Here is a 10781-nt window from a genome sequence, read left to right on the forward strand (position 1 = left end):
TTAACGGAAAGTTCCGCGATGAATGTTTAAACGAACATTGGTTTCGGGATCTGAGTCATGCTCGTGAACTCATCAGTAGCTGGCGTATGGATTACAATGAAAATCGTCCTCACTCAGCACTGGATTATCTGACTCCATCTGAGTTTGCAGCAACCACAAGAACAGTAACGAACAATGGTGATTTAATAAGCATTACTAATGAAATTTTGGATTAATTCTTGGGGGCAGGTCATGGGTTGTAAGAAATTAGTTGAACTCTTTACAATTTGAATTTGTCGACTAATGACTCATTTATCTTAACCTTAGCTATTTCAGATAGTTCCTTTTCTAGTGTACTTACGGTATCAGCTAGGTCTGTTTTTGCTTGTTCTTGACTTTTATCTCTTTGAACTTTTGCTGACTCAGTAAAATATCGATTTGCAATGTTATTTTTCTGGTCAGGACTGCACGTCAGAGAGTCTATTATATCTGCATCATAGAAAGGTATCGGAGAAAAGGAGTCTTTTACATAAGCACAGCAATGTAGGGGATATAGATGCATAACTTCAGCAAGACGTTTGTCACAAGAGAGTAGAGACGGGAAAAAGTAGTCTGCTGTTGAATCAGGTCTTATCGTTAAGCCAAATTCCAATTGGCGTATATGATATAAATCCCACGCCATTCCCAAAGCAACCTCGAAGAGGTCGGCTTTGTTCTTTTGTATTTTACTAAAAAAACCAAAACCTTGCCCTCTATCGAAAAAACTATTCGATAAAAGAGTTTCTCGGAAAAACATCGTGGCTAGAATTGAATGACTAAAATCTAAGAACTCTACTAACTTATTGTAAGTTGATTTTCGGGGAGAACTTAGCTGGATAGAAATCATTTTTAATAATAGAGCGTAGAATGAAAATACGCGGGTACGTATAGTGTCAAAATATGTGCGATTAGATAATTCTTGATACATGCAAGCAATGCTTTCTTGGGCATTTTTGTTTAGTTCTAGCTCATCTAGGTACGATTCTAGTACGTGTTGCTCAGATAGCGATTTATAGTTTAGAGACCTCAGAACTTCGTATGCTTTAATTTTCTGGAATATTTTATTAGCATTTTGAGGGTCTTTAAGGTTTATGTAGTTCTCATGTATGTACGGCAATGGATCTACCGAAGTTTCATTCTTAGAAATGAATTTAAATATTTCATCAAAATCTTTTGGAAGTTTGCTAGTTCGCTTTCCAAGAAATGGTTCGAGATAGCTTAGTGCTTGGGTATCAAGAGATATCGAATAATCAACTTTAAACGATGCGGTTCCCGTTCGCATAGCTTTTACAGTTTTATAGTCTAGAACGAACACTTTCGGAGATTTAAATAAACTTCTTATAGCGGAGCCATCTGTGAAGTCAAAGTTTACTGAATAACCAGGCAAGGGACCATTTTTCGCCCCAAAGACAAAATGACAATCATGCAGTAATGGTAAGTTTCTCTCAAACATTTTAATCGAATCTAGCAAATTCTCCGATGTCGCGACTGCATGGATCGCCATCATTTTTTCTTTTTGCAAATCTTCCTTCCTTTTAGTTTTAATCTTGTTAATGCAACCGTCTACGTTTATGCCAATTCGCTTTTTTCTAACCCTATCTCAAAATTCTTAACCATTTCAAACCAGAATATCATCATAAATTAATAATATATGATGGTTGAGTGACGTCAGTAATGCCCCTTCGAAAATGCCTTTGTACATATTTTGGCATTAAGCAAGCACACTCAATGCCAAAGTACATTATTTAATACTTTACCAATCTAGCGAAGGTAGCGGTTTTCAAGGTGGGCTTTGAAATGCGCCGGATTCAACGTCTCCCCAGTCGCTTGTTTCACTAGTTCATCGGTGGTGAATAAGCTGCCTTTGCTCCAGATATTTGCTGATAGCCAATTGAAAATTGGTGATAAGTCACCGGAGCGTATAACGCTGTCAACATCAACAGTTTTCTTCATAGCAGCCATAAATTGTGCGGCATACATTGCACCGAGGGTATAAGACGGGAAGTAGCCAAAGCTGCCATCAGTCCAGTGAATATCCTGTATACAGCCTTGGCGATAATTGCCTTGAGTAGAAAGCCCGAGATAACGCTGCATCTTTTGATCCCATAATTCCGGGACATCACGGAACTCGATCACACCATTCATCAGATCACGCTCGATTTCGTAACGCAGAATGACGTGGGCAGGGTAGGTGAGTTCATCAGCATCGACCCGGATAAAGTCCTTATTCACTCTGGAGTACAGTTTTTGCAGGTTCGCTTCTGCAAATACCGGATCATTATGGGCGTTGAAGTGCCGGGCAGCCAGATCCGCCAAATGAGAAATAAATTGAGGATTGCGGCCAATCTGCATTTCAAAAAAGAGTGACTGTGACTCATGAATCCCCATCGAGCGCGCTTCACCGGCCGCTGTTCCGGCATAGGCTTTCGGTAAGCCTTGTTCGTAGCGGGCGTGGCCGGTTTCGTGGACGATTCCCATCAGTGACTGGACAAACTCTGTCTCGTTGTAGCGGGTTGTAATGCGCACATCGCTCGGCACACCGCCACAAAACGGGTGGGTACTTTCATCGAGTCTGCCGTGATCGAAATCGAATTGCAGGAGTTGCATGATCGCTAATCCCAGTGATTTTTGCGTCTCACTCGGATAATTGCCCCGTGGTAGCAGCACAGATTCGCGGGATTGTTTCTCAATGACTTGATCAATCAACGCTGGCAGCCAAGATTTCACATCGTCAAATAAGCGATCCAGCGTTGCGGTAGATGCTCCGGGCTCATACAGGTCGAGCATTGCATCATAAGGGGTTTTGCCGGTCGCTGCTGCCCGGATCTGAGCTTCTTCGCGCGAGAGTTTGACCACTTCTTCCCAGTTGGCCGCAAAACCTGCCCAGTCATTATCTTGTTTCTGTTGGCGCCAGGCATGTTCGCAGCGGGCACCGGCGATTGATTTGGCTTGAACGAGTGATTCAGGCAAGACGGTCGCTTGTTGCCAGCGCCGCTTCATCTCACGAACAACGGCTTGTTGCTCTGTAGAGAGCGGGGCTTGTTCTGCCTGTGTAAACCATTCGGCAAGCTGGGGCTGGTTCATCAACTGGTGAATATGAACGTGTAGTGCAGCCATGGCATCGGCTCGCGCTGGTGCACCGCCTGACGGCATCATTGCAGCCTGATCCCAACCACAGATTGCAGCAAGATGCTCGAAGTGAGAGATATTTTTTACATGCTCAACCAACTGATGGTACGCATTCATAGATTCAACCTCTTTTTTTAGTCGTGGCAAATGTTTTAGTCGCAGTCAATACAGTCAAGGGTATCTCAATATGCAGTGAAAGACACAATGATTTTTATGTTTGATGACTTATTGATTTATATATAATTTTTATTGTTGTTTTTATTTGTTAAGTGACTCCCAAAAGTGATCTAAATTGCAAGATGCAATCTTCATGATGAGACAAATATTGATAGAATTGATTTTTTATTCGTTTGAGTTTTTATTTTAACTCAAATGACTTAAATCGTATGATAAACAGTTCGTTGAATTCATAAAGAGTTTAGCGAAGCAGTTTTTCGCCTATCTATATAAAAGGAATGATCATGATAGTAACTTTGCGATGCTTCTATTGGTTATCTCGGTCAGATTATCAACAAGCCTGTCGATTCATCTTAGCGCCTTCGTCTCATTCAGGATGGGCTTGAATGATGAGACGATTTCAATCTGAGCAATTATTAGATTTGAGCCCGACAGAGACGGGTCATGAGCTTTATCTGTTTGTTGATGGGCGCCAACTGCCACCTTATTCCCGGGTCTATTTTCCTGATGATCCGATTATTGAAACAGCAGCCGTTTATCTCTGTGAACCGGATGAAAAAAGCTCTCCTTATCTGTTGGCTGTCGATCATTCGGTAAAACATTGGTTTTTGAGGCATCAGCAGGGGACGGAGGGATTCTTCTTCAGTTCATCTTGGTCGCTCGAAAAACTTGCCGAACATTTCAGGCAGCAGATTCAGGTGCTGTCTCCTTACGGAACTACAAGCTATCTCAATATGGCTCATGCCGATGTCGCGTGGACATTACTCAGTGCCTCGTGTCATTGGTTTTGGCAGCCAATGGATAAGGCCTGGCTCCCGACGTCTTTGGGCTGGCAAGTTATGGTTCGGGCTGACTTTGAGCCGATGGTCTTTTTCGAATTACCACTGCAATTAACACCGATGCAATGGCAGCAAATGAGTCATATTGCATGGCAGAGTCTGCTTGAAGCAATATATCATCATATGCGACGCCATTTTCCTGAGGTGTTATTTCAGCAGGAAAGCGGGACACTATGGATTGAAGCTCATGCGCAGATTGCCCGCCAGAAAGGATTTGTCACCCGTCAGGATCAGTTGAATTACTTTAATATTATTGGCTGGCTGGGGGAATCAGCGGTGACCGGTGAATCGTATCCGGAAATTTATCAACTGATTCATTTCCCCTCACCGGACAATTCGCCGACACAGCGGATTTGTCAGGCGGCTCGATTAGCCAGGCAGTATGCGTTGAATGTGTAATTGCCGAGTTCAGGAATATTTGTGCATAAGGAAAGAACAATGATAGATATGATCGATGCTTTTATCGTATCTCATTAATTTTCATGCAAGATAAATGTCATAAAAATCACGTAAGTTGTTATCAGTAGACAAGCAATGGTGAAGGTTTATTATGCCGGGTGCATTTGCTCATATCACGGCGGTCAATCAGGCATTCATGCAAGGTGATGCGCTGTACGCTTTACCCAGCCGAATGCAACGTATTTTACTCGTGAACCAGCGTTACGTTGAAATGGGGGCGGTTTCTCCTGATTTTCCTTATCTGAAAATTACTGATTCTCTTCAGGCTGCGTGGGCGGATCGGATGCACTATCAATCGGTCGGTGATTTGTTGCGTAATATGATTGAGCATGTCCGTCGCTTACAGGGAGAACAGCAGGATCGTGCGTTTGCCTGGCTGAGTGGGTTTCTTGCTCATGTGATTACCGATATCGCGATTCATCCGGTGATAGAGCTCAAAGTCGGGGAGTACGACCAGAATAAACAACAGCATCGCGAGTGTGAAATGCATCAGGATGCGTTTATCTGGCAACGTATGGGGCTGGGTGATATTGGTTATGTCGAACGCCTATCCCGTCATTTGCTCCACTGTGCAGAGATTCAGTCCCCCCATCAGATTGACCATGTGATTGAGACGGTGTGGCGGGAGTCACTGCTTGATACTTATGGGCAGCAATTCGGCACACCGGATATTGACGGCTGGTATGTCGGGTTTATTCGCGTGATGTCTCTGGTTGAAGATCAATATCGGCTATTTCCGTTTTCCCGCCATGTTGCGGCTTTTCTTGGTTTGGTTTATCCGCAGATTTCAGCTATTGATCGTCAATACATTGAGTATCTGGAGACCCCTTATGGTTGCTGGCATTATGATCAGGTCTTCGATTTTACGGTGGCGAATATCATCCGGTATCAATGTTTACTGGGTGAGAGTGTTTATGAGCACGGTGCAACGGACTGGCTGAAGAACTGGAATCTGGATACGGGGCGGTGTGAGCAGGGGAATTTAACGCTATGGTCACCAGAACATATAGACGCACCAGAACGGATTGGGGCCTTAGTATGCCTCGGGACACAAACACAGAGAGAAATCCCGGCGGGTAATACTCCGAATTTCGGTGAGCAGAAATTAAGCGCGCCGGTTGCATGTCGCATGGCGCGCTCGATTCGTCGTTAAACGCTGAACAGTATTCAGGCTTCGGCCGGGGTAGACTTCATCATCCCGTGACGGAAGAATAACGCGGTTTCTGCAATAACCACTTTTCTCAACGCCAGTAAGCCAATCAGGTTGGGAATCGCCATTAAGCCATTGACAATATCAGCAATGATCCAGATTAAATCCAGATGTAAAAATGCTCCGGAAGCAATCAGCGCGATAAAGATCAGCTTATAGGGGAGGACACCTTTAGTCCCAAACAAAAATACCACACAACGCTCACCGTAGTAGTTCCAGCCAAGAATTGTGGTAAACGCAAAGAAGATTAATCCGATGGATACCAGCATCGGGCCAACCGTTGCTGAATCAAGACCGACGGCAAACGCATGGGTTGTCATTGCGGCACCGGACAGATCCCCCTGCCACGCATTGGTGATGATTAAAGCCAAGCCTGTCATGGTACAGATCAGAATCGTATCAAAGAATGTCCCCGTCATGGAGATCAACCCTTGTCGTACACAGGAGTCCGTTTTTGCGGCGGCGGCGGCCATCGGGGCGCTGCCAAGACCAGACTCATTGGAGAACACGCCGCGGGCGACACCGGCTTGAATCGCCAACATAATGGTGGCACCGGCAAAACCGCCGGTTGCTGCGGTCGATGTAAAAGCAGATTGAATCACCAGCAGGACTGCGGGAACAAACTGATCTGCTTGCATGATTAAGATCGACAGACAGGCCAGAATATAAAACAGCGCCATGGTTGGCACGACTTTACTGGCAACTTTGGAAATCGACTGAATACCGCCGATGGTGACAATCGTAACCAGCAGCGTCAGGATAGCAGCCGCCACTTCTCTGGAAACGCCAAATGAGAGTTGTGATGCATCGACAATCGCATTGACCTGCGGAAATGTCCCAATACCAAAAAATGCCACACCAATCGCAAATACCGCGAAGGCGGTCGCTAATAATTTTGAGCCGACACCGTCTTGTAGAAAATACATCGGCCCGCCAACCATCTGGCCTTTTTCATCGGTTTTGCGATATTTGACGGCCAGTAAACACTCCGCGTATTTGGTCGCCATGCCGAACAGAGCAGCAAACCACATCCAGAACAGTGCTCCGGGCCCGCCAAGTTTAATGGCGGTTGCCACACCGACAATGTTGCCGGTACCGATGGTTGCAGATAGTGCGGTACATAGTGCCGCGAAGCTGGAAACATCACCGGTTTTGGCTTGTGACGAACGGCCAAACACCAGTTTTAATGCGGTGGGTAAGTGGCGGAATTGCAGCAGTCCGAGACTGAATGTGAAGTAGATACCGGTTCCGACCAGTAAAATGAGTAGTGGTGGACCCCAAATAAAACTATCGATAGCACTAAATATAGATTGCAGGTCTTGCATGATTTCCCCTTAAAATAAGTACAAATAAGGAGAAGAGGAAAGGTTGATTATAAAGTGATCATCCTGAAATAACGGACGACGCGTCGAATAAATTTTCAAAAAATGTGCCTTTCACTCCTCTGTCCTTTTGCCTGAGAGTTTCATCCCGGATGGGACTTGCTCCTTCGGCGATCGATTCAACGATTCTCTCCAGAGGTTCCTCCAACTACAGTCCTCGTATCCTCAAAAATTCAGAGTGATACACCTGAAAGATTTACTTCTTCGGTGGGAAATGTTTCACCTAATGTTAAAATTAGGTTAACAACCTCTCTCCTGTAGTCTTCACTGGAACAATCATCTAGGTTGATGATTTACGGGATGATGTTAATCCAAAAATTTTGTGATGTCACCTACAGAATTTAGGTAAATCTATAAAAAATGGTGACTTGATGTATTATCAACTTTCCTCTGACCTTAAATAAAAGAATCATGATATAAATCCCAGATGAGTAAGGCGGAATAGTTATGGTTAGACTCATTGCAATTATTGTTTTGATTGCGCTTGCATATGTTTTGGTTCGATACGACACTCGAGAAAACATCCAGAAGGGCATTATTGTCGTACTGTGTAGCGCTTTTGCAGTTTACCTGGTAGCCGTTGTTGTAAGTGAATTAATACGTTAAAGCAGATGGAGTTATTGTGAATAAACAATCTGACAGTTTGGATGATGGAGATGAAGAGGTTGTCGTTATTGAGCAAAGGGACAAGCGAACTTATATCTACATTGGTATCGCTGCCGTGATAGGGATTGCCGCAGGCGGACTGATCGGTGCTTTGCTCTCGGGACAACGTTGGCAAGAGGCTTATCAGGCGCTGGAAACACGTTATCATCAGCTTGAACAAGTCAACCAGAAAACATTGGTCGATTCAGATCAACAAACTCATTTGAAAATTCAGCAACTGAGTAAAGAGTTTGATCAAAAGTTAGCGGACGAAAAAAGTGCTTACCAAAAGCAGGTCGATGAGCTGAATGGCAAAATCGAGCAATTGGCGCAGGAAAAAGCTGAGCTGGCAAAGCAGTTATCTACAGAGAAGTCGAAGATCACTCAGGTCAATAAAGTTAATAACCGGCTGAATCATCAGGCTGATCTTCAGGCGACGATGTTTGAGCGGTCACGTGAACTGTTCCAGAAAGAGCTGAAAGTGAAGCAGTCACTTGAGTCGCTGGAAAAAGAGCGGGAAACCTTACAGCAGAAAAAGAAAGAGCTGAAGAAAGAGTGTGATCTTTATCTGCAAGGCACCTCGTGGGATGCACATTCCGATGCCTGTGATCAACAGGATGCTGCCAATGAACGTTTGGGTAAAGTCAATCAGCTGATCAAAGTCAATCAGATGGATTTGAAAGAGATTCAGGCGCTGGCCAAAGATCTGGGGATTGATGAGTAATGATGTGTAAATGAACCGGGACTTGGCGTTCCGGTTTATTGGCGTATCTGTATTCGTTCCGACTGGATCTGACAATTTTGATTATACCGTGTGACTTCATCGTACTTCTACATTCTGCATCCTACGGGGCATTTTTGGACAGGAATCGTTTAGTGGGATTACTCTATGTAATTTCCTACAGATTAGAAAAGTATCTTGAAGCCCTAAACGCTTGTTAGCAGTACTACTCGCGCATGATTTTATCTATCATGTATGAACAGTAACCACACAGATCAGACTCGGAAATTTCCTCAGGAGGGATACGGCCTCCACACCGCATGCATGACGAAGCTGATGTAAAATCGCATATTGAACAGATTCCCTCTTCTATCAAGTAAGTACCTTGATAGCATGATGGACAATCTATCGTAGGAACATCGTTACCATCGGTATGAGCTAAATAAAGGTCAGCGGCAAAATACTCCGCTAGAGCCTTCCCCGACAATTCTTCGTAATGTTCTGAATGTCCGCATGAGCGACAGTTAAAGTTGGCTTCCAAAGCATCTACACCAGTATCTTGAGCTTCAATTAATCCAGAACCACACTCTTGGCATTGATACTTTTTGAAAGCGTCTAAGATGGTATCTGAAACATACGTCAGCGTTTCTAGCGATAGTTCACAAGCCGCCTTTTCTTGCTCGTAAACTTCGTTTACCTCGACCATTACTTTCCAATATTCTTCACCCAATAGTTCTTTTGGATCTGTATCTAGCTGTTCGGCAATGAAGTTACGAATAATAATAAAAGAATCAGAAATTAACTGTTGAACGGATTCGTGATTCATAGTGCTATAGTAATGCTCAATATCATTTCTATAATTGTTAATTCGTTCTAGTCTTTTCCAATCAACTTCTATGCTCAGAGACTTAAATCTATCTTTAATATTGTGAACATCAACAGTCTTTTTGCCTTGACCAATCCAGTTTACAGCACCAGTTGCGTCAATTGCTGGTAATACTTTTTGTTTGATTAAAGCTTCATCCGAATCTTCAGGGCTAAGTTCACAAAGACGATGTTTAAATAAAAGCAATATTCCAGCAAATATGTTTCTAGTAGAAGATATTATTCTTCGATCATCCGCTGACTCAAAGTCTTCCAGCCCTATGGCTATTGAATCTACCGCATTTTTTAAGATACTCATAAATCTCCTTGTACTGCTAACGCTTTATAGATGGAATAACTCCATACTTACATTCCACTTATGTTGCTACCAATCAATATAAAACTCCTAGCTTGGCCAATTCAAATAGGAAATAGTATATTGAAGTCTCAGGCGCTTATATGCTTTCTATTTAGAAGCCAAGTGTCATAAAAATATTTTGCTGTTTATGATTCGGCAAAACAAAGTTGGTACCTAACGGCGATAGCGGATTTTGAGGCACAGTACCAGCGAGTAAATAGAGAACTTAAGCCATTCTAGCTTTATCTAGAGCATTTTGCGCTTGTCGCATATCGTCTATCGCATTTTTTAAGTCTTCAGAACTTACCTTACCTGCCCGATGAAGACTCACCATTTCCCTATGATGTTGGCAAGCTTGTTCATACTTATCTCTTGCTTCCTGTATTTCAAGAGTTCGGTTTGTAGTGGTCAACTAAAATTGGCCACGGTTTTAGAGTTTTTCCAATATAGTCGTTCAGACTCATTGGGTGTCAGCCCACCATTATATTGATGGGGCCTAAGTTGGCTGTAATAACCTGTGATGTAACGAGTTATATGCTGTCTTGCTTCGCTAAAACTCCTATAACCCGACACCGGTATCCATTCTGTCTTTAGACTTCTGAAGAACCGCTCCATCGGGCTATTGTCCCAACAATTACCTCGCCTAGATAAGCTTTGCTTGATTTGATAACGCCACAACAGTTGCCGATAAGAACGACTGGTGTAATGACTTCCTTGGTCGCTGTGGAACATCACGCCTTTGGGTTTACCTCGTGATTCAAACGCCATAGAGAGTGCTTTCCCTGTCAACTTACTATCAGGCGATACTGACATCGCCCAACCAATTGGCTTTCTCGCGAACAGGTCGATGACAACAGCAAGATACATCCAGCGTTGTCCCGTCCAGACATACGTCACATCACCGACCCAGACTTGGTTGGGAGTGGTAACGGCAAATTGTCGAGACAGATGGTTTGGGATCTCTACGTGCTCTTGTGAT

At 43.7% G+C, this 10781-nt stretch carries 9 protein-coding genes and 1 riboswitch; of the genes, 4 read left to right on the plus strand and 5 right to left on the minus strand.

Going from position 1 to position 10781, the window contains the following annotated elements:
- On the plus strand, nt 1-215 hold a 215-nt coding region (locus VR7878_RS14155; RefSeq protein ID WP_139344037.1), incomplete at its 5' end, for an integrase core domain-containing protein.
- Between the two features lie 44 nt (nt 216-259).
- Here the strand turns inward: VR7878_RS14155 and VR7878_RS14160 are convergent.
- Complete coding sequence (locus VR7878_RS14160) at nt 260-1540, minus strand: hypothetical protein (RefSeq protein WP_139344103.1); 1281 nt, start codon at nt 1538-1540, stop codon at nt 260-262.
- A 239-nt stretch (nt 1541-1779) separates the two neighbouring features.
- Nucleotides 1780-3264, minus strand: coding sequence for a carboxypeptidase M32 (locus VR7878_RS14165; protein WP_077336739.1), 1485 nt, complete (start codon nt 3262-3264; stop codon nt 1780-1782).
- Between the two features lie 446 nt (nt 3265-3710).
- On the opposite strand from VR7878_RS14165, the gene VR7878_RS14170 reads away from it, so the two are divergent.
- Together VR7878_RS14170 and VR7878_RS14175 are read left to right on the plus strand one after the other, a co-directional pair.
- Nucleotides 3711-4562 carry a DUF4123 domain-containing protein gene (locus VR7878_RS14170; protein ID WP_077336740.1) on the plus strand — a complete coding sequence of 284 codons (852 nt, stop codon included), beginning with the start codon at nt 3711-3713 and terminating at the stop codon, nt 4560-4562.
- A 151-nt stretch (nt 4563-4713) separates the two neighbouring features.
- Complete coding sequence (locus VR7878_RS14175) at nt 4714-5775, plus strand: zinc dependent phospholipase C family protein (RefSeq protein ID WP_077336741.1); 1062 nt, start codon at nt 4714-4716, stop codon at nt 5773-5775.
- A gap of 14 nt (nt 5776-5789) precedes the next feature.
- Here VR7878_RS14175 and VR7878_RS14180 read toward each other — a convergent pair whose 3' ends face one another.
- On the minus strand, nt 5790-7157 hold the full coding sequence (locus tag VR7878_RS14180) for an alanine/glycine:cation symporter family protein (protein WP_077336742.1): 1368 nt from the start codon (nt 7155-7157) through the stop codon (nt 5790-5792).
- 109 nt (nt 7158-7266) lie between these two features.
- Nucleotides 7267-7360, minus strand: a riboswitch (glycine riboswitch).
- 476 nt (nt 7361-7836) lie between these two features.
- Between VR7878_RS14180 and VR7878_RS14185 the strand changes: the two genes are divergently transcribed.
- On the plus strand, nt 7837-8583 hold the full coding sequence (locus VR7878_RS14185) for a chromosome partitioning protein ParA (protein ID WP_077336743.1): 747 nt from the start codon (nt 7837-7839) through the stop codon (nt 8581-8583).
- Nucleotides 8584-8806: 223 nt separating this feature from the next.
- On the opposite strand, the gene VR7878_RS14190 is transcribed toward VR7878_RS14185, so the two are convergent.
- Together VR7878_RS14190 and VR7878_RS14200 are read right to left on the minus strand one after the other, a co-directional pair.
- Nucleotides 8807-9763, minus strand: a complete 957-nt coding sequence (locus tag VR7878_RS14190) for a hypothetical protein (RefSeq protein WP_077336744.1) — start codon at nt 9761-9763, stop codon at nt 8807-8809.
- 447 nt (nt 9764-10210) lie between these two features.
- Nucleotides 10211-10781 (minus strand): IS3 family transposase (locus tag VR7878_RS14200; RefSeq protein ID WP_077336746.1); only part of this gene is annotated, 571 nt, incomplete at its 5' end.

The organism is Vibrio ruber DSM 16370 (assembly GCF_900163965.1).
Classification (GTDB): domain Bacteria; phylum Pseudomonadota; class Gammaproteobacteria; order Enterobacterales; family Vibrionaceae; genus Vibrio; species Vibrio ruber.